Source organism: Pseudomonas neuropathica (assembly GCF_051174785.1).
GTDB lineage: Bacteria > Pseudomonadota > Gammaproteobacteria > Pseudomonadales > Pseudomonadaceae > Aquipseudomonas > Aquipseudomonas neuropathica_A.
This window is the reverse complement of sequence record NZ_CP195111.1, coordinates 3,659,302-3,678,294: the sequence shown is the minus strand read 5'-3', so window position 1 is coordinate 3,678,294 and position 18,993 is coordinate 3,659,302. Positions and strand designations below refer to the sequence as shown.

Genomic DNA, 18,993 nt, shown 5'->3' with positions numbered 1-18,993 from the left:
CAAAGACAGACCTCAACCATAGTCAGCCAGCGACGGTTTTTGAAGTTTATTACCGTGATGATCGACATTCAGCGAATGGATACAGCCCTGCTTTTGTGGGAGCGAGCCTGCTCGCTCCCACAAGGGCTCTTGCTCAACCGAGCAAATGATCATCAGCCCAGCTGCGGACTTCGGCATAGGGATACTCTTCCAATGCCGCAAACCCCGGAACCGCTCGCGCCTTTAGCTTGGTGAACAACGGCACGCTGATCCCGCACAAAAACCGCGTCACCCGCTCCGCCGTCGGAATCACCCCGGTGTGCTGCTCATGCCTGTGGATAAAATCACCACACAGCGCCGCGAAGTTTTTATCCACAAGCGCTGGCAACTCCGGTGGTGCCGGCAACCGCGCAACCTGTCCGTGGCACACCGAACAATGCCCACACTGCTGAGGCGCATTGTGATCACCGAAATACTCGGCCAAGCGATAGCCCAGGCAGCGCTCGCTGGCGAACACCTCAAGCATCGCGTGGATACGCGCCACTTCGGCCTGCTCATGCCGGGTGAAATATTCGTGCAGTTCAGCGCTCAGAGCATCGCTGTCAAAGTCGCTTCTCAGCAGGCTGTAGACCTCGGTCATCTGCTTGCTCTCAAGCTCGACCCAACCCTTTTCCTGGAAGTAATCCAGCGCCTTCACTACCCGATTGCGCTCGGCGGAATACTGCGCGTACATCGCCTCGAAATTCACCGTGGCCCAGGTGCGCGCGCGAGCCGAGGTTTGAATGATCGCCGCGACGAAATCCCTGCGTTCACCTTCGAAACGCTCAAGCAGCGCTTCCGGTTCCAGCAGGTATTTGAAGCGGTATTCGGCGTAGTAAGCGTAGCGCGGCGCGATCAAACCGCGCAGTTCCAGCTGCACCAGCAACGTCTTCAGCGGCAGTGCGCGAATGTTGCTCTGATCCGCCAGTGGGCCAATCAGAAACTCCCACTGCCCTTCCGGCACCGAAGCTTTCAACTCGTCGAGCACATAGCGAATGCCGTCGCGCTCCGGCGTATCGCCGTAGACGAAGTTTTCCAGCACGTTGAGGCTGTCGCGATTGGCCAATACCAGACAGTCCGACGGCTGCCCGTCACGCCCGGCGCGGCCGATTTCCTGACTGTAGTTTTCGATGGATTTGGGCAGATCGAAGTGCACGACGTTGCGGATATCACTCTTGTCGATGCCCATGCCGAACGCGATGGTTGCGACGATGCAATTGGATTGACCGGCCATAAAGCGTTTCTGGATCGCTTCGCGTTTGTCGTGGGCTAAACCGGCGTGATACGCCTCGGCCTGAATGCCGTTGCGCTCAAGGTGTTCGGCGATGTGCTCAGCGGTTTTCTGCAAGGTCACGTAGACGATGCTCGGCTGCCCCGGACGCTCACTCATCCATTCCACCAGACGCCGCCGTTTGTCCTGACCGCGCACCGGTTCGACCAGCAGATTGAGGTTGGGCCGGTAGAAGCCGGTCGTCACCACATCGTCAGCGGCGATAGCGAATTTGGCCTGCATGTCGGCGATGACTTTCGGCGTCGCGGTAGCCGTCAGCAGTAGGGTTTGCGGGATGTTGAACTGGCGTTGGTAATCCGGCAGCTTGAGGTAATCAGGGCGGAAGTTGTGGCCCCATTCCGAGATGCAATGCGCCTCGTCCACCACCAGCAGCGAGATCGGCACCTGCTGCAAAAAATTGCGGAAACGCTCGTTCTTCAAGCGCTCCACCGAGATCATCAGAATCTTCAACTCGCCCGAACGGGCGCGGGCCATCACGTCATTGGCGTCATCGCGGCTCTGCGCCGAATCGATGCTGCCAGCCGAGATACCGTGTCGCTGCAAGAAGGCCAACTGATCCTGCATCAGCGCCAGCAACGGCGAGACTACCAGCGTCAGGTGCGGCAGCATTAGCGCCGGCAATTGATAACAAATTGACTTGCCGGAGCCTGTGGGAAAAATCGCCGCCGCCGAGCGCCCGGCCAGTACCGCGCTGATCGCGGTTTCTTGACCGGGTCGAAACTGTGGAAAACCAAAAACCTGTTCCAGGGTGTTGTGCATTCGCTGTCACTCCATTGACTGCTGCCATGCCAACAGCCTAGCGGGCGATCGCAGCGAGTCGAGAAAAGGTCGGGGCCAAATCGATTCGGAATGATACAGCGATTACTTGAACACCACGGTCCCTGTGGGAGCGAGCTTGCTCGCGAAGAGGCCGCTCAGAACAACGCAAAATCCTCAAATTCAGGGACGCAACACCGCCACCCGCAACTGCTCGTTCAGCATCTGCTCATGCACGCCTTGGCTCTTGCTCGCCCACAGCGCATGGGCCGGGCTGATGTCGCCAGTGAATGCCGCCGCCAACTGACGCAAATCAGTGACGCTGCGCACGCGCGGACAAAAAGGCTGTTCATCACAGTTCTGACTGGCATTGCGATAGGTGCTCAGCAACCCCTCCCAGAGGCCGTCGCGCACGTGGCGAATCGACTTCAGTTGCACGTGTGGCACACCGAGTCGCTGCTCAAGCCCCTCTTCATCCAGCGCTTCACTGGCCAAAAGTGCTTTGGCGAACATCAACACTTCACCGCGCGACGCCGTGTCCATGCTCGCCTGGCTGATCAGTGCCTCCGGCCAATATGTGCGATCGAGGCGATCCAGCACCCACGCATTGCCAACGTCCGAGGCCATGGCCAAACGGCAAGTGCCCAGCCCGAGCAATAAAATCGCGGCCATTCGTAGCCAGTGCATACCTAATTCCCTTTAAGCGCGTGTCAGACGTTTGGAAACGCCCTACAGATTCTGGCGCGCACGATACAGCGGTTTACCGCGAATCGCCTGACAATCACGTAGGAATTATTACGCCTAAGGGTTTTGGCCTGAAAAAGCTGCGAAAACACGTAGGGCATTTCCTCAAAACACGGAAAAACCCCTACGAATACTGTCCATTGCGGCTGTCTTGTCCCACAGAGAAACGCCCTTCTATAGTGACCGGCGCGGCTGCAAACACTCTGCCGGCCCGCCCCAGCGCCTTCGAACAGGACACGCCTCACCATGATCAACCGCTATCGCCCCCTCAAGACTTGCTACAGCGAAAAACCGGTACTGCTTATCGACAGCCACTCCAGCCAGACTGACCTGATCAATGCCGCCGATCAGCGTTTACGCGCGGCCGGTGATTTGCTGGAAACGCTCTATTGCCTATGTTTCAAACAAGCTGATGTGAAAGATATTCCCAACATCGTCAATGCGCTTTATCTGCTGGTGCAGGATGGTTGCGACTTGCTTGAAGTGGCCAAGCAGAGGCCAGCGCAGTCGGCGTACAACTAGATCACTCCAGGTCAGCGCTATATCTCCTTGGGCAGGAATCCAACAATGAATGTTACGAACGATCAGTTCGATCCACCGAGTGAAGAGGATGCCTACACGGCTTGGTTCATCCGACAGGTTCAAGCCAGCCTGGATGATCCTCGTCCCAGCATTCCCGATGAGATATCCAGAGCATTGATGGCTGATAAACGCGCTCGTTTAAAACAGAAGGTCGATCAGCGGCGATGACCTATCAAATCTACGTCCCGTTCCTACAAAGACAGACTCCTTGTCTTCTATCGGCTTCGTGTAGCTGATCTCTATAGTCGTGGCTGTCGCTGCCAATTCAGCGGCTCGGGCTTGGTCACCCGTATTAGATGTGCATTCACAGTCGTTGTATGCTGCTGGCGCTTTTTTGTGTCAGCACGCTTTATGGCGGCTGTGTTCGGGACGCCCTCGGGCGTGCCGGTTGTGAATGCCTCATCGGTTGACCAACCCGAACGCAGTCCGCCACCTATCGCTTGGTCACGGTTGGTGCGGATTCTCATGACGCAAAAAACGAGGCAAAAACAATGAAAACATGGAATCAATTCACCACCGATCGCTACCGCCCACTCGAATCCAATCTCACCGACACCAAGCCTCTGCTCATCGACACCGAGGTCAACCCGCAAGACATCCTCGAATGCGCCGTCCAGCGCCTGCGCGCTTCAAGCGACCTGCTACGCACCCTCTATTGCCTCAACTTCAAACAAGCCGACGTCGAAGACATCCCCCACATCACCCACGCCCTCTATCTGCTGACGCAGGATGGCTGTGACCTGCTGCAGGTTGCGCAGCAGCGAATGCCCAATTGGAAGGCACCAGCCTGAAAACAATCTCAGGCAGGTGCGCGCCCAAATAACTAGCGCCTGCCTGACCAAAGAACATGGATGCTGCACACCCGGCGTCCAGCACAGGAGTTGAATTTTGCAAACTATTATTGATTGCGTACGATGGGAGCCATTGTTCAACCAAGAGCTCGCCTTCATGACCACTGAAACCATTGATCACAGTACTCTCGCGCGATTGTTTGAGAATGGTTCGATCAGTAGCGCACATATCGTCGCCAAACCCGGTGGCTGGTCAATTCAGATTCAGCAAGGAAACAAAGAATATTCACTGGCAGCACAACGCAGTGGTCAGGTGCGACTGTTCAAGCGGTTCGAAACACTGGTGACCTACCTGCAAGGAGTAGGTCTCAATCACTTCGATGTGGACGCCTCCAGCTATGACCCCCTGCAGATAAAAACCTATGCCCGTCCTGATCGCGCCGAAGCGATGAAACAAGCTCATGAAGCTGCGGCATATGAAGAATGGGTCAAGCAACAGGTACAAATCAGCATTGATGACCCAAGACCCAGCGTCAGCGATGAAGACGCTCGCAGGATATTTGCCGCCAAGCGGGATGCCCTGCGTCAGCGAGTACGTTGATGAGGTTGGTCTGGCGCCAAGAGGCGCTGGATGACCGAGAAAACATCATGGAGCGTATCGGCCAGGAAAATCCCGCTGCAGCGATTAAGCTCGATGAGCTTTTCGAATCGAAGGGAGAAAGCGTCCGCCAGCAGCCTGCTTTATACAAAAGAGGTATCGCGCAAGGCACCCGCGAAATGGTTGTCACCCCAAACTACTACATCATCTACACAATCAAAGTTGATGCTGTGGAGATGCTGCGAGTACTGCATACCAGCGGCAATGGCTATGAAGGCTGAAGAGAAGAAGAACGGCGTTTTGAGTTCACGGCTACTTAAGTAGCATTATTCTGGCTGTTTAACGCGAACGCTGCGGGAATAATGGCAGTTGATCTGATAATGACACCCAACCCATCACCCACAAAAAAGCCGCCCTCAAAAGGCGGCTTTTTCATTCGCTACAAACCAATCTTACAACTTCGGCCCTGCAGCCTTGATCGCGTCGCTCACTTCGAACTTCTTGAAGTTCTCGATGAACAGACCCGCCAGTGCTTTCGCGGCCTCGTCGTACGCAGCCTTGTCAGCCCAAGTGTTGCGTGGGTTGAGCAGGTTGGTTTCAACGCCCGGTACGGCCAGTGGCACGTCGAGGTTGATGGTGTCAAGGTGCTCGGTGGCTGCACCGATCAGCGCGCCGCTCTGGATCGCTGCGATCACTGCGCGGGTGGTCGGGATGTTGAAGCGTTTGCCGACGCCGTAGCCGCCGCCGGTCCAGCCGGTGTTGACCAGGTAGACCTTGGAGCCGAAGCCGCGGATGCGCTTGATCAGCAGCTCGGCGTATTCGCCAGCCGGACGCGGGAAGAACGGTGCGCCGAAGCAGGTGGAGAAGGTCGACTTGATGCCGCTGCCCGAACCCATTTCAGTCGAGCCCACCAAAGCGGTGTAGCCGGACAGGAAGTGGTAGGCCGCTTGTTCTTCGTTGAGGATCGACACTGGCGGCAGTACGCCGGTCAGGTCGCAGGTCAGGAAGATTACAGCGTTTGGCTCGCCACCGAGGTTGTGCTCGGAACGCTTGGCAACGTGCTCCAGCGGGTATGCGGCGCGGCTGTTCTGGGTCAGGCTGACATCGGCGTAGTCGGCGTGTTTGGCGTCGTCGATCACGACGTTTTCCAGCACGGCGCCGTGCTTGATGGCTTTCCAGATCACCGGCTCGTTCTTCTCGGAGAGGTCGATGCACTTGGCATAGCAACCACCTTCGATGTTGAACACCACGCCTTCGCCCCAGCCGTGTTCGTCGTCACCGATCAGGTAACGGCTTTCGTCGGCCGACAGGGTGGTTTTACCGGTGCCCGACAGACCGAAGAACAGGGTCACGTCGCCTTCTTCGCCGATGTTGGCAGCGCAGTGCATTGGCAACACGTCAGCGGCCGGCAGCAGGAAGTTCTGCACGGAGAACATGGCTTTCTTCATCTCACCGGCGTAACGCATGCCAGCGATCAGCACTTTTTTCTGTGCGAAGTTGAGGATCACGCAACCGTCGGAGTTGGTGCCGTCACGCTCAGGCACGCACTCGAAGTTGGCCACGTTGAGCACTTGCCACTCTTCACGACCGGCCGGGTTGTACTGGGCCGGGTTGATGAACAGGCAACGACCGAACAGATTCTGCCAGGCAGTCTGGGTGGTCATTTTCACGGCCAGGTAGTGATCTTCCGCCGCGCCTACATGCACGTGGGACACAAAGTGCTCTTGCGCGTTGTTGAATGCTTCTACGCGAGCCCACAGCGCGTCGAACTTGTCGGCCGGGAACTTGCGGTTGATCGGGCCCCAGGCGATAGCGGCCTGGGTGGAAGGCTCTTCAACGATGAAACGGTCAACCGGCGAACGACCGGTGCGGTGACCAGTGCGAACAACCAGAGCGCCGGTATCGGCAAGCTCGCCCTCACCGCGGTTCAGGGCTTCTTTTACCAGATCATCAACACTCAGATCGGTGTACACGGCGTTATTGGCTTGCGTCATGAGGTTCCCCGTCGGCCAGTGGCCGAGTGTGCTCCAAACGTTTTGTAGTAGAAAGTCGTGCACTACTACCGCGAAAAAAGTGGGCCGGATTATGCCAGAAAAGCCCAAAAAGAGTAGGGTCCTCCCGTCGTAACGGCGATATTCCGTCGTTACGCAGTGAATTTACCTGCGCTGAACCGTTTTAGTGCCGGGTATCTGACGGCGTGTCGACGCCTGCGCCAGCGAACAATTGAGCAATATCGGCCGCATCGAACAGGTAACGCTCGTTGCAGAACTGGCAATCGATCTCGACGGTGCCACCCTGTTCGGCGACCAAGGCCTGCGCATCTTCCAGACCCAGACTGACCAGCGCATTGCCCGAGCGTTCCCGCGAGCAGCTGCAACGGAAGCGCAGGTTCTGCACATCGAACAAGCGAACCTGCTCTTCATGGTAGAGGCGATGCAACACGGTTTCGTTGTCCAGGCTCAACAACTCATCGGCGCTCAGGGTGCTGGCCAGCGCAGTGATGTGCTGCCAGCTGGCGGCGCGATCTTCTTCGTCTTTCAGGCGATCGGCCGGCAGTTGCTGCAACAGCAGACCACGGGCGCGACGGCCGTCGGCGAACAGCTTGAAACGCGTGCCGACCTGTTGCGACATGACGAAATAGTTGGTGAAGCAGTCGGACAGGGTTTCGCCGTCGAGATCGACGATGCCCTGATAACGCTGGCCGACAGTCGGGTCGACAGTCAGGGCCAGAACGCCATTCGGCATCAGGTCGGCGAGGGTCGCGTCCGCCGCGATCTGCTCGGCGTCGTAACGCGCCAGGCCACGGATTTCACGCTCGCTGGAGCACTCGATCATCAGCATCGGAATCGGCCCTTCGGAGCGCGCCTGCAGAATCAGCAAGCCGTCGAACTTCAGTGTGCCGACCAGCAACGAGGCCGCCGCCATCAGTTCGCCGAGCAATTGCGCGACCGGCTCCGGGTACGGGTGCTTGGCGAGGACTTCGGCGTAGCTGCGCTCAAGCGCCACCAATTCGCCGCGGGTGTCACTGTCATCGAAGATGAAACGTTGGGTGAAATCGGTATCCGCTAGGTCGGTCATAATTTTGGGTATCTGAATGTGGTGACAAAATGGTTACAAGACGTGAAAATTTGCGCTTCTTGGCACCCTTTTTGGTGCCGACAGCTCTGCCATGGGAGGCATTTTATGAACAATCCGGGTTTGTTCCAATCAAGGTGGAACCTCGGCCGGCTGGTTCTGTGCAACGTAGTGCCGTTGGCGCTACTGGCTTTCTGGTTATGGCCTACGGGCAACTCGCTGTGTGTGATTTTCGACGAGTGGCTGTTCCGCGCGCTCAATGCACCGCTGGCCAGCAACCCGATATGGCTCCACATCTGGGCAATTGCAAGTCTGCGACCCTTCGACATCGTCGTCGGCCTGATTCTGTTGACGCTGCTGATCAAGGGCGACTGGGTATTCAAGGCCATTGACGTGCGTCGCGCATTCTTCGGTTTTTTCTCGATCCTGCTGTTGATGGTGGTGATCCGCGCGCTGTTTTCCAAGTTCGCCGACCATATGGACTGGCAGCACAGCAGCCCGTCGATGGTGCTGGAAGGCGCGGTGCATATCAGCGATTACTTCCCGCACCTGGAGAAAACCTGGGAGCTGAAGGATCGCTCGAGCCAGAGTTTCCCCGGTGACCATGCTTCGGTGTTGCTGATCTGGGCATTGTTCATGGGTGTGTTCAGCCGCACGGTCGGCCAGTTTGTGACGATCTGGGGCCTGGCGCTGTTGTTCATGCTGCCGCGACTGGTAGCCGGTGCGCATTGGGGTCAGGACGATTACATCGGCGGCGTGTTGCTGGCGGTGTGGGCGTTGGGTTGGGGTTACTACACGCCGTTTGCGTATCACGCCTCGAACTTCTGGCTGAAGGTGACGACGCCGATCTTTGCGTTACTGGGCAAGTTGCCGCTGGTTTCACGGATGAGTGTGGTGCGTAGCGCCTGATTCCGAGCTGTCTTCGGCGAGGACTGCACCCTCGATTCGCAAGCAGGCTCGCTCCCACATTGGAATGCAATCTCCTGTGGGAGCGAGCCTGCTCGCGAAGAGGTCAGCACCAACAACGCGATTATTCGTCGTTACTGCCTCCACGAAACTTGAACAAATCCCGCCGCTGTTTTTTGCTCGGTTTGCCATCCGTGGTTACGCCCAGCGCGCCCGCCTTGCGCATCGCCGCAGCCGCTTCACGCTTGGCAATACTTGCCTCGGTCTCCGCGTACAACGTCTGCGCCTCCGGTGCGCCGCGTCGCACAATCGACAACGCCTCAACCTTCACCGTGCGCACTTCAAACCCGGTACGAATCTCGAACTCATCGCCGATGCGTGGCTCTTTGCCGGGCTTGCAGCGCTCACCGCGACAATGCACCTTGCCACTTTCGATGGCCGCTTTGGCGAGGGCACGGGTTTTGTAAAAACGCGCAGCCCACAGCCATTTGTCGAGACGAACCTTGTCGTCCTCTTCCTGTTTTTGCGCCATGTGAATTCCTCGTTCAGCCAGTAGTCGGAACTGTACTACCGTTTCTGTCGGGCGCAAGAACTCAGCCCTCCAGATAGACTGTGATCTTGGCCGGTGCATCGGCATGGAGTGATCGAGTGACTAAATTTCCATCTTCATTAACCTCGCCCAAGGCCGGTTGCCAAGGCTGCCAGCAAAGCGAACCACTGAGCTTCGATTTTTCCTTCGCCTACCAGCCCATCGTCGATCTGCGCGATCAGTCGGTTTTTGCCCATGAAGCGTTGGTCCGTGGTGTGGCCGGTGAAGGCGCATTCACGGTGTTGGATCAGGTTACAGAAGACAACCGCTACCGTTTCGACCAGCTCTGCCGGACGCGCGCCATCGAAGGCGCGGCCAATCTAAATATGCAGACACACTTGTCGATCAACTTCATGCCCAACGCGGTCTATCGTCCAGAGCTGTGCATTCGCAGTACGCTCGAGGCAGCAAAAAAACACCGTTTCCCTATCGACCGGCTGATTTTCGAAACCCTGGAAAGCGAGCACATAGATAACTATCGCCATTTGACCAATATTCTGCGTGAATACCGCGAATTCGGCTTCAAGACCGCCATCGACGATTTCGGTGCCGGTTATTCGGGGCTCAATCTGCTGGCTGATTTCCAACCGGACCTGATCAAACTCGACATGGCGCTGATCCGCGATGTCGATCAAGACCGTGTTCGTCAGGCGATCGTTCGGGGGATTGTCACAATCTGTGCGGAGTTGGACGTTACAGTCATTGCCGAAGGCATCGAGAGCGCCGGTGAACGGGACTTCCTGGCGGACTGTGGAATATTTCTGATGCAGGGCTTCTGGTTCGCCAAACCTGCATTCAAAGCGTTGGCCCAGGTTTCACCTGAGGCCTTTACGCGTTAATCGTTGGTTTTTTCTATTGAAGACATTTGACCATTTGACCGTTGTCGGTCTGCGCGAGTGGGTGGCGCTTCCGGATTTGGGAGTCGCCGGCCTGCGGGCGAAGATCGACACCGGCGCCAGCACCTCCAGCCTGCACGCCACCGACATCGAGCCGTTCGAACGCGATGGCGAGAAGTGGGTGCGCTTTACCGCGCACCTCGGCACGGTTGTGCAGTTGCGTCATCGGCGTTGTGAAGCACCGCTGGTGACGCGCAAAACCATTAAAAGCTCCAACGGCCATGCGCAGGTGCGCTACGTGATCAGCACCACCCTGGCCCTGGGCGATCGAGTGTGGCCGGTCGAGTTCACCCTCGCCTGCCGCAAGTCGATGCGCTACCGCCTGCTGCTCGGCTCCAAAGCCCTGATCGATGGCCAGTTGGTGGTCAATCCGGGCATCAAATATGTACAAGACAAGCCGGTGTTCCCGGTATCTACCTCCTCCACAGGTGTTGCATGAAGATCGCTGTGCTGTCGCGGAATCCGCGTCTGTATTCCACCCGCCGTCTGGTCGAAGCCGGAACCGAGCGCGGGCATGAAATGGTAGTGATCGACACCTTGCGCGCCTACATGAACATCGCCAGCCACAAGCCGCAGATCCACTATCGCGGCAAACCGCTGGAAGGCTTTGATGCGGTGATCCCGCGGATCGGTGCGTCGGTGACGTTCTACGGCTGCGCGGTGTTGCGCCAGTTCGAAATGATGGGGGTGTTCCCGCTCAATGAATCGGTGGCGATCGCCCGTTCGCGGGACAAGTTGCGCTCACTGCAACTGCTGTCGCGGCGCGGCATCGGTCTGCCGGTCACCGGGTTTGCGCACTCGCCGGATGACATTCCCGATCTGATCGACATGGTCAACGGCGCGCCGCTGGTGATCAAAGTGCTGGAAGGCACCCAAGGCATCGGCGTGGTGCTGTGCGAAACCGCCACGGCGGCAGAGTCGGTGATTGAGGCGTTCATGGGCCTGAAGCAGAACATCATGGTTCAGGAATACATCAAGGAAGCGGGCGGCGCGGATATTCGTTGCTTCGTGGTCGGTGACAAAGTCATCGCGGCAATGAAGCGCCAGGCCAAACCGGGTGAGTTCCGTTCCAACCTGCATCGTGGCGGCAGCGCCAGTCTGATCAAGATCACCCCGGAGGAACGCATGACCGCGTTGCGCGCGGCCAAGGTCATGGGCCTGGCGGTGGCGGGTGTGGATATCCTGCGCTCCAATCACGGGCCGCTGGTGATGGAAGTGAACTCGTCACCGGGCCTGGAGGGGATCGAAACCACCACCGGCAAGAATGTGGCGGGGATCATCATTGAGCATCTTGAGAAGAATGGCGGACCGAATATGACTCGCACCAAAGGCAAAGGCTAGAGCCAAGAGCAAAAGCCCCTCACCCTAACCCTCTCCCATAGGGAGAGGGGACAGATTGGGGGATATTGGAAAACTCCGCCGACATGATCGATCTTTACCGAATCCATAATCGACTCGGACTTTCAGGTCGATGTATAACGCCAGACACCTCGGTCAGCTCCCTCTCCCTCCGGGAGAGGGCTGGGGTGAGGGGCTTTTGACCTACACAGCATCTCGCGGCAGCATCAATCCCAAAGGCAACCTGACTCGCGCTTCCAATCCACCCCCGGACCGATTGCGCAGTTCAACATTGCCGCCATGCATCGAAGCAATCCGCTTCACAATCGCCAACCCCAAGCCAGTGCCCTTCCCGCCCCGTGCACGATCACCTCGGGTAAACGGGTTGAAAATCGCCTCAAGCTCCGACGGATCAATTCCCGCGCCACGGTCCATCACGCTCAGCACCACATACGGCGCACTGACGTCACCGGATACATAAGCCGCGACTTCCACACTGCCGCCGGCATGGTTCAAGGCGTTGCCGATCAGGTTGTTCAGCAAGCGTTTCATCGATACCCGACGCAGCGGAAACGGCTGGATCGGCTCCAGACGCAAACGCACCTTCTCTTCATTCTGGTTGTACGGCGCCGCGACCTCGCGCACCAGATCAGTAAGATCCACCTCCTCCACCGACTCGTCACGGCCATCACGAATAAACGCGAGGAACTGATCGAGAATCGCATCCATGTCTTCGATGTCGCGCACCATGTCGTCGGTCAGGTCATTGCGGTCGCCCATCAACTCCAGCGACAGCCGCAAGCGGGTCAGTGGTGTGCGCAAATCGTGGGACACGCCGGCCAACATCAACTCGCGCTCGCGTCCGGCCTGCTCGACGTCTTCGGCCATCTGGTTAAAAGCGCGATACACCTCGGTCATCTCGCTCGGCGTGTCGCTGATCGGCAACCGCACGCTGCGGCCCTGACCAAGCTGCCGGGCGGCATAGACCAAGCGTTTCAACGGCTGATTGAGCTGACTGACGAAAATCCATGCCGACGCCGTCGACAGCAAGCCGATGGCGAGGAACCAGCCGAGCACGTTCCAGATTTTCTGGCCGCGCAACGGGTGCGGATACAACGGCACCTTTAGCCAACCATCACCAAGGCTCGGCGCGCGCACCCACAGCGCCGGCGGCGAGTGCATGCGCAAGCGCACTTCGGTGTCAGCGCCCAGCTCCGCCTGCATCTGTCGCTGGTAGATTTCGCTGTACGGCCAGTGCTGTTCGCCTTCCGGCACACCGGCGCCGACCACCCGGATCAGAGTCGCGGCATCAGCGATCTTGGCGCGGTTTTCTTCATCGGCGGCCCAATAGGCACGCAGCGTCAGGGCGACGCCGTGGCTGTATTGGCGGTCCACCAGCACGTCCTCGTTCATCAACAGATAAACCAGGGTCAGCGCCTTGGAAAACAGCACGACGATCAGCACCAGCCAGAGGGTGCGGGAGAAAAAACTTTGGGGGAACCAGACGGGGGTCTTCATCTATAACCGCTACACACTTGCAGGAGCGAGCAATGCTCGCATATTGCGGATTGCGAGTCTGCGGGCATGGCCGTTCGACCAAAACCTGCAGACTCGCTCCTACAAATCACCGATCACTTGGTGGCGGCACCATCGGGTACAAACACGTAGCCTACGCCCCAGACGGTCTGGATATAGCGCGGCTTCGATGGATCCGGCTCGATCATGCGGCGCAGACGGGAAATCTGCACGTCGATGGAACGCTCGAGGGCATCCCACTCGCGGCCACGGGCCAGGTTCATCAGTTTGTCGCGGGTCAGCGGCTGACGCGCGTTCATCACCAAGGCCTTGAGTACCGCAAACTCACCGGTGGTAAGCATGTGCACTTCTTCGCCGCGTTTCAGTTCGCGGGTGGCCAGCGACAACACGTAATCACCGAAGGTGACGTTTTCGTCTTCACTGCCCGGCGCGCCCGGTACCGGTGCGGCCTGACGACGCAGGACCGCTTTGACCCGGGCCATCAATTCATCCGGGTTGAACGGCTTGGCCAGATAATCGTCGGCGCCCAGTTCCAGGCCCTTGATGCGGCTCAGCTCGTCGCCCTTGGCGGTGAGCATGATGATCGGAATCTGGTTGTTCGCGCCACGCAGGCGGCGGCAAGCGGTCAGACCGTCTTCGCCGGGCAGCATCAGGTCGAGGACGACCAGATTGAAAACTTCACGCGACAGCAGACGATCCATCTGCTCGGTGTTCGGTACGGTACGGGCACGGTAGCCCTTGCTGACGAAAAAACGTTCCAGCAGGCTGCTTAGGCCCGGATCGTCGTCAACGATGAGAATTTTTTCGCCTTCAGCAGTTTGTGCAGTGCTGCTCATTGGATGCTCCTTTTAGCTCGGCGCGCATTATGGCGTAGCTGCCGTTATACGCACCGTGTGCATTGTTAGCAGATTTTTCCTTCACTGCCAGAAAACCGGGGTTTATGCCTACAGACTGCGACGCCCCCGAATGACAGAACGCTGGTTATAATGCGCGGCGTTTTGTGCCAGGCAACGTCTGAATCGTTACCGCAGGTGGCAGGCTTTTTTCCTGCCGCGCGCAGTAATTGTTCGATTTCACGGGTCAATGGCCTGCCTTTTGACCCAGGCAGCGGCAATTTTCTAGCCGCTCAACCAGACTCCGGGCCTTTGTTTCCGTGCCTGCGAGCCTGCTTTCACAATATGTCAGGTGGTTTTATGGACAGCATCAACAGCCGCATTGCCGAGGAACTCGGTGTACGCCCACAACAGGTCGAAGCGGCCGTCGCGCTACTCGATGAAGGCTCTACCGTTCCCTTCATCGCCCGTTACCGGAAAGAAGTCACCGGCAGCCTCGATGACACCCAGTTGCGTCATCTGGAAGAGCGTCTGCGCTACCTGCGAGAACTCGACGAACGGCGCATCAGTATCCTCGCCAGCATCGAGGAGCAAGGCAAACTCACCCCTGCCCTCGAGCGCGACATCAAACTCGCCGACACCAAGACCCGCCTCGAAGACTTGTACCTGCCGTACAAGCAGAAGCGCCGCACCAAGGGCCAGATTGCCCTGGAAGCCGGCCTCGGCGACCTGGCCGACGGCCTGTTCAACGACCCGAATCTGACACCGGAAACCGAAGCTGCACGCTTCGTCGATGCCGAAAAAGGCGTGGCAGACGTGAAGGCTGCGCTGGAAGGCGCCAAGTACATCCTCATGGAGCGCTTCGCCGAAGACGCCAGCCTGCTGGAGAAACTGCGCAACTACCTCAAGCAGGAAGCGACCATCAGTGCCCGCGTTATCGCTGGCAAGGAAGAAGAAGGCGCCAAGTTCCGCGATTACTTCGAACACGACGAACCGCTGAAAAGCATGCCGTCGCACCGCGCACTGGCGATTTTCCGTGGCCGCAACGAAGGCATCCTCAGTTCCGCACTGAAAGTCGGCGACGAACTGCCGGGGACCATGCACCCGTGCGAAGGCATGATCGCTCAGCAATTCAACATCCAGAACCAGAACCGCCCGGCTGACAAATGGCTCGGCGAAGTGGTGCGCTGGACGTGGAAGGTCAAGCTCTACACGCACCTGGAAACCGACCTGCTCGGCGAGCTGCGTGACGGCGCCGAAACCGAAGCGATCAACGTGTTCGCGCACAACCTGCACGACCTGCTGCTGGCCGCACCGGCCGGTCCGCGTGCGACTCTGGGTCTCGACCCGGGCCTGCGTACCGGTTGCAAAGTGGCCGTGGTCGACTCGACTGGCAAACTGCTCGATCACGCCACGGTTTACCCGCACGTGCCGCACAACAAGTGGGATCAGACCATCGCCATTCTGGCCGCCCTGTGCGCCAAGCACTCGGTTGATCTGATCGCCATTGGCAACGGTACCGCCAGCCGCGAGACCGACAAACTGGCGATCGAACTGATCAAAAAATATCCAGCGATGAAGATGACCAAAGTCATGGTCTCCGAAGCCGGTGCATCGGTGTACTCGGCGTCGGAGCTGGCGGCCAAGGAATTCCCGGATCTCGACGTGTCGATTCGTGGCGCGGTGTCCATCGCCCGTCGTCTGCAGGATCCTCTCGCCGAACTGGTGAAAATCGATCCGAAATCCATCGGTGTCGGCCAGTACCAGCACGACGTGTCGCAGTTGAAACTGGCGCGTGGTCTGGACGCTGTAGTTGAGGACTGCGTGAACGCCGTCGGCGTAGATGTGAACACCGCTTCGGTGGCGCTGCTGGCGCGGATCTCCGGCCTCAACGCAACGCTGGCGCAAAACATCGTCGCGCACCGCGACGAGCACGGTGCGTTCAAAACCCGTGCAGCGCTGAAGAAAGTCGCACGTCTGGGCGAAAAAACCTTCGAACAGGCAGCCGGTTTCTTGCGCGTGATGAACGGCGACAACCCGCTGGATTCGTCGGCTGTTCACCCGGAAGCCTATCCGCTGGTGCAGCGCATTGCCGCTGAAACCGACCGTGATATCCGTTCGCTGATCGGCGACGCCAGTTTCCTCAAGCGTCTGGATCCGAAGAAATTCACCGACGAAACCTTCGGCCTGCCGACCGTGACCGACATCATCCAGGAACTGGAAAAACCGGGCCGCGACCCGCGTCCGGAGTTCAAGACTGCGGAATTCCAGGAAGGCGTCGAAGACCTGAAAGACCTGCAACTGGGGATGATCCTCGAAGGCGTGGTCACCAACGTGACTGCGTTCGGTGCATTCGTCGATATCGGCGTGCATCAGGATGGTCTGGTGCACATCTCGGCGCTGTCGGAGAAGTTCATCAAGGATCCGCGTGAGGCGGTGAAGGCTGGTGATGTGGTCAAGGTGAAGGTCATGGAAGTCGATATCCCGCGCAAACGCGTTGGCCTGTCGATGCGCATGGGCGACACCCCGGGCGAGAAGATCGACGGTGCCCGTGGCTCGCGTCCGGGTTCGGCCCAGCGCCAGCCTTCAAACAACGCGCCACGCAAGGAAACCGCGACCGCAGCGCCGGTGAACAATGCGATGGCCTCGCTGTTCGCCAATGCCAAGCAGTTGAAGAAACGCTGATGGAAATTCCAGCCGGGCTCGTCGAGAGCGCGTTTTTCAAGCTGTTGGGCTGCCGCCTGCACAGCCTGGAAACCGGGGTGGCGCAAGTCGCCCTGGTGCTGGAACCGGAACTGCGCAATCGCGGCGGCAAATTGCACGGTGGCGCGCTGTTCAGTCTGGTCGACATCGCCATGGGGCTGGCCTGTTCCAGCACCCACGGCTTCGATCAGCAGAGCGCCACCATCGAGTGCAAGATCAACTATATCCGCGCCGTTTCACACGGCGAGGTCATGTGCACGGCACGGGTCATCCACCCGGGCCGCCGCACTTTAGTGGTCGAAGCCGACGTGATGCAGGGCGACAAACTGGTCGCAAAAGCGCAAGGCACGTTCGCTGTCCTGTAGCTAGACGCCATCAATTTGAGTTAATTTCGGCGCAACGAACCTTGTGGGAGCGAGCTTGCTCGCGAAGGCGGTGTGTCACGCAACCGAAATGTTGGCTGATAAACCCTCTTCGCGAGCAAGCTCGCTCCCACAGGGATTGTGCAGTTCCTGACTGACCGGCAAATGGCCTGCCGCTACAAAACCAGGCGAAAACGCCAGTTTCAACTTCACCCTTGTAGACCGTCCTGCCCACCCCCATATTGGGGCGACTGACGCGTGAAGGAATCCAAATTGAGCGAACTTCTCAACCGCCGCCTGGCTCTGCTCGGCGAGCGCGCTAACCTCTCTCTGCTCGAGCAGTGCCTGCACGGTATCGAACGTGAATGCCTGCGCGTGACCAGCGAAGGTCGCCTGGCGCAAACGCCGCACCCCGAAGCCTTGGGTTCCGCGCTGACCAACGAACAGATCACCACCGACTACTCCGAGTCGCTGCTGGAATTCATCACGCCCGCCCTGCCGGATCCGGCCGACACACTGGCGAGCCTGGACAAGATTCACCGCTTTGCCTATAGCAAGCTCGGCAACGAGTACCTGTGGAGTCCATCGATGCCGTGCCCGTTGCCGGCCGAGGAAGACATCCCGATCGCTTATTACGGCACCTCCAACATCGGTCAGCTCAAGTACGTTTATCGCAAGGGCCTGGCCCTGCGGTATGGCAAGACCATGCAGTGCATCGCCGGGATTCACTACAACTTCTCCCTGCCGGAAAAACTCTGGCCGCTGCTGCGCGAAACCGAAGGTTTTGTCGGCACTGACCGCGATTACCAGTCGTTTTCCTACATCGCACTGATCCGTAATTTCCGTCGTTACAGCTGGCTGCTGATGTACCTGTTCGGTGCGTCGCCTGCGCTGGACGCCGGGTTCCTGCGCGGTCGTTCGCATCAGCTGGAACAGCTCGATCCGGACACCTTGTATCTGCCGTACGCCACCAGCCTGCGCATGAGCGACCTCGGTTACCAGAGCAACGCTCAGGCCGGTCTGACGCCGTGCTACAACGATCTGGCGAGCTACACCGACAGCCTGCGCAAAGCCGTGGCCACGCCGTACGCGCCGTACGTTGAAGTCGGCACGCACAAGGATGGCGAGTGGGTGCAGCTCAACACCAACATCCTGCAAATCGAAAACGAGTACTACTCCAACATTCGGCCGAAACGCGTGACGTACACCGGCGAGCGGCCGATTCAAGCGCTGGTCGCCCGTGGCATTCAGTACGTTGAAGTGCGTTGCCTGGACATCAACCCGTTCCTGCCGATGGGCATCGACCTGACCGAGTCGCGCTTCCTCGACGCGTTCCTGCTGTATTGCGCGCTAAACGACAGTCCGCTGCTGACCAACACTTCGTGCGGCAACGCCACGTCGAACTTCCTCAGCGTGGTCAAGGAAGGTCGTCGTCCGGGTCTGCAATTGCAGCGTGACGGTCAACCGGTCGAAATGAAGACCTGGGCGGCCGAACTGCTGGAGCAAATCGCTCCGCTGGCGGCGTTGCTGGATCAGAGCCATGGCGGCGATTCCCACAGCAAGGCACTGGATGCGCAACTGGCCAAGGTCAGCGATCCGTCTCTGACGCCTTCTGCGCAAGTGCTGGCGGCGATGGCTGAGCACAAGGAAAGCTTTGCGCAGTTCTCCCTGCGTCAGAGTCAGGCGCATGCCGAGTTTTTCCGTAGCGAGCCTTTGGCGGCGGATGAGCAGGCGAAGTTTGAGGAGTTGGCGCGTTCGTCGCTGGCAGCGCAGGCTGAGCTGGAGCAGAACGAAGTGGGGGATTTTGATGTGTTTGTCGGGTCGTATCAGGCGAGCATTCTCGCGATCAGCAACTGAGGAGCCCCTCACCCTAACCCTCTCCCGGAGGGAGAGGGGACTGATTCAGGTGCTCATCAAAGTTACGCCGACCTGAAATATCCAGCCGAACTCAGGCTTGAAATGCATAAAGATCGGC

The 18,993-nt window shown here is 58.6% G+C and carries 19 protein-coding genes; 12 read left to right on the top strand and 7 right to left on the bottom strand.

The features are described from left to right. Positions 1–133 precede the first annotated feature (133 nt). Together ACRRSD_RS16725 and ACRRSD_RS16720 are read right to left on the bottom strand one after the other, a co-directional pair. On the bottom strand, positions 134–2,068 hold the full coding sequence (locus tag ACRRSD_RS16725; RefSeq protein WP_435034344.1) for a RecQ family ATP-dependent DNA helicase: 1,935 nt from the start codon (positions 2,066–2,068) through the stop codon (positions 134–136). 180 nt (positions 2,069–2,248) lie between these two features. Further along, the gene (locus tag ACRRSD_RS16720) at positions 2,249–2,752 is read right to left on the bottom strand and encodes a polysaccharide deacetylase (protein WP_435034343.1); all 504 of its coding nucleotides are present in this window, start codon (positions 2,750–2,752) and stop codon (positions 2,249–2,251) included. Positions 2,753–3,055: 303 nt separating this feature from the next. On the opposite strand from ACRRSD_RS16720, the gene ACRRSD_RS16715 reads away from it, so the two are divergent. From ACRRSD_RS16715 to ACRRSD_RS16695, 5 genes are all read left to right on the top strand, one after another. Continuing rightward, positions 3,056–3,331, top strand: a complete 276-nt coding sequence (locus ACRRSD_RS16715) for a hypothetical protein (RefSeq protein WP_435034342.1) — start codon at positions 3,056–3,058, stop codon at positions 3,329–3,331. A gap of 45 nt (positions 3,332–3,376) precedes the next feature. Continuing rightward, on the top strand, positions 3,377–3,559 hold the full coding sequence (locus ACRRSD_RS16710; RefSeq protein ID WP_435034341.1) for a hypothetical protein: 183 nt from the start codon (positions 3,377–3,379) through the stop codon (positions 3,557–3,559). Between the two features lie 323 nt (positions 3,560–3,882). After that, on the top strand, positions 3,883–4,182 hold the full coding sequence (locus tag ACRRSD_RS16705; RefSeq protein ID WP_435034340.1) for a hypothetical protein: 300 nt from the start codon (positions 3,883–3,885) through the stop codon (positions 4,180–4,182). Between the two features lie 157 nt (positions 4,183–4,339). Further along, the gene (locus ACRRSD_RS16700; RefSeq protein WP_242209880.1) at positions 4,340–4,783 is read left to right on the top strand and encodes a hypothetical protein; all 444 of its coding nucleotides are present in this window, start codon (positions 4,340–4,342) and stop codon (positions 4,781–4,783) included. After that, positions 4,783–5,061, top strand: a complete 279-nt coding sequence (locus tag ACRRSD_RS16695) for a type II toxin-antitoxin system RelE/ParE family toxin (RefSeq protein WP_435034339.1) — start codon at positions 4,783–4,785, stop codon at positions 5,059–5,061. Before ACRRSD_RS16700 ends, ACRRSD_RS16695 begins: the two co-directional genes overlap by 1 nt. A gap of 171 nt (positions 5,062–5,232) precedes the next feature. Here the strand turns inward: ACRRSD_RS16695 and ACRRSD_RS16690 are convergent, their stop codons facing one another. Continuing rightward, positions 5,233–6,774, bottom strand: coding sequence for a phosphoenolpyruvate carboxykinase (locus ACRRSD_RS16690; protein WP_007917942.1), 1,542 nt, complete (start codon positions 6,772–6,774; stop codon positions 5,233–5,235). 181 nt (positions 6,775–6,955) lie between these two features. Then, positions 6,956–7,858: an Hsp33 family molecular chaperone HslO gene (hslO, locus tag ACRRSD_RS16685; RefSeq protein ID WP_038359831.1), complete on the bottom strand. Its 903-nt coding sequence runs from the start codon at positions 7,856–7,858 to the stop codon at positions 6,956–6,958. Positions 7,859–7,963: 105 nt separating this feature from the next. Between hslO and ACRRSD_RS16680 the strand changes: the two genes are divergently transcribed. Continuing rightward, the gene (locus ACRRSD_RS16680) at positions 7,964–8,764 is read left to right on the top strand and encodes a phosphatase PAP2 family protein (RefSeq protein WP_435034338.1); all 801 of its coding nucleotides are present in this window, start codon (positions 7,964–7,966) and stop codon (positions 8,762–8,764) included. Between the two features lie 121 nt (positions 8,765–8,885). Here the strand turns inward: ACRRSD_RS16680 and ACRRSD_RS16675 are convergent, their stop codons facing one another. Continuing rightward, entirely contained in the window at positions 8,886–9,293 is a 408-nt protein-coding gene (locus ACRRSD_RS16675) for an RNA-binding S4 domain-containing protein (protein ID WP_077570222.1), read from the bottom strand. A gap of 116 nt (positions 9,294–9,409) precedes the next feature. On the opposite strand from ACRRSD_RS16675, the gene ACRRSD_RS16670 reads away from it, so the two are divergent. Genes ACRRSD_RS16670 through rimK form a run of 3 tightly spaced genes read left to right on the top strand, consistent with a single transcriptional unit; the run spans position 9,410 to position 11,587 of the window. Then, positions 9,410–10,189 (top strand): EAL domain-containing protein, encoded by a 780-nt coding sequence (locus tag ACRRSD_RS16670; protein ID WP_435038512.1) that lies wholly within the window; start codon positions 9,410–9,412, stop codon positions 10,187–10,189. 34 nt (positions 10,190–10,223) lie between these two features. Further along, the gene (locus ACRRSD_RS16665) at positions 10,224–10,685 is read left to right on the top strand and encodes an ATP-dependent zinc protease family protein (protein ID WP_171057267.1); all 462 of its coding nucleotides are present in this window, start codon (positions 10,224–10,226) and stop codon (positions 10,683–10,685) included. Beyond that, on the top strand, positions 10,682–11,587 hold the full coding sequence (gene rimK, locus ACRRSD_RS16660; RefSeq protein ID WP_007949201.1) for a 30S ribosomal protein S6--L-glutamate ligase: 906 nt from the start codon (positions 10,682–10,684) through the stop codon (positions 11,585–11,587). Before ACRRSD_RS16665 ends, rimK begins: the two co-directional genes overlap by 4 nt. 201 nt (positions 11,588–11,788) lie before the next feature. Here rimK and ACRRSD_RS16655 read toward each other — a convergent pair whose 3' ends face one another. Together ACRRSD_RS16655 and ompR are read right to left on the bottom strand one after the other, a co-directional pair. After that, a complete protein-coding gene (locus tag ACRRSD_RS16655; RefSeq protein WP_016986270.1) occupies positions 11,789–13,102 on the bottom strand; it encodes an ATP-binding protein in 1,314 nt (437 codons plus the stop codon). A gap of 113 nt (positions 13,103–13,215) precedes the next feature. Further along, a complete protein-coding gene (ompR, locus tag ACRRSD_RS16650; protein WP_034151877.1) occupies positions 13,216–13,956 on the bottom strand; it encodes an osmolarity response regulator transcription factor OmpR in 741 nt (246 codons plus the stop codon). A gap of 357 nt (positions 13,957–14,313) precedes the next feature. Here ompR and ACRRSD_RS16645 point away from each other — a divergent pair, with 357 nt between their 5' ends. From ACRRSD_RS16645 to gshA, 3 genes are all read left to right on the top strand, one after another. Beyond that, entirely contained in the window at positions 14,314–16,638 is a 2,325-nt protein-coding gene (locus tag ACRRSD_RS16645) for a Tex family protein (RefSeq protein ID WP_435034337.1), read from the top strand. Further along, the gene (locus ACRRSD_RS16640; RefSeq protein ID WP_435034336.1) at positions 16,638–17,021 is read left to right on the top strand and encodes a PaaI family thioesterase; all 384 of its coding nucleotides are present in this window, start codon (positions 16,638–16,640) and stop codon (positions 17,019–17,021) included. The genes ACRRSD_RS16645 and ACRRSD_RS16640 overlap by 1 nt, the downstream gene beginning before the upstream one ends. A gap of 270 nt (positions 17,022–17,291) precedes the next feature. Then, positions 17,292–18,875, top strand: coding sequence for a glutamate--cysteine ligase (gene gshA / locus ACRRSD_RS16635; RefSeq protein ID WP_435034335.1), 1,584 nt, complete (start codon positions 17,292–17,294; stop codon positions 18,873–18,875). The last annotated feature ends 118 nt before the right edge of the window (positions 18,876–18,993 follow it).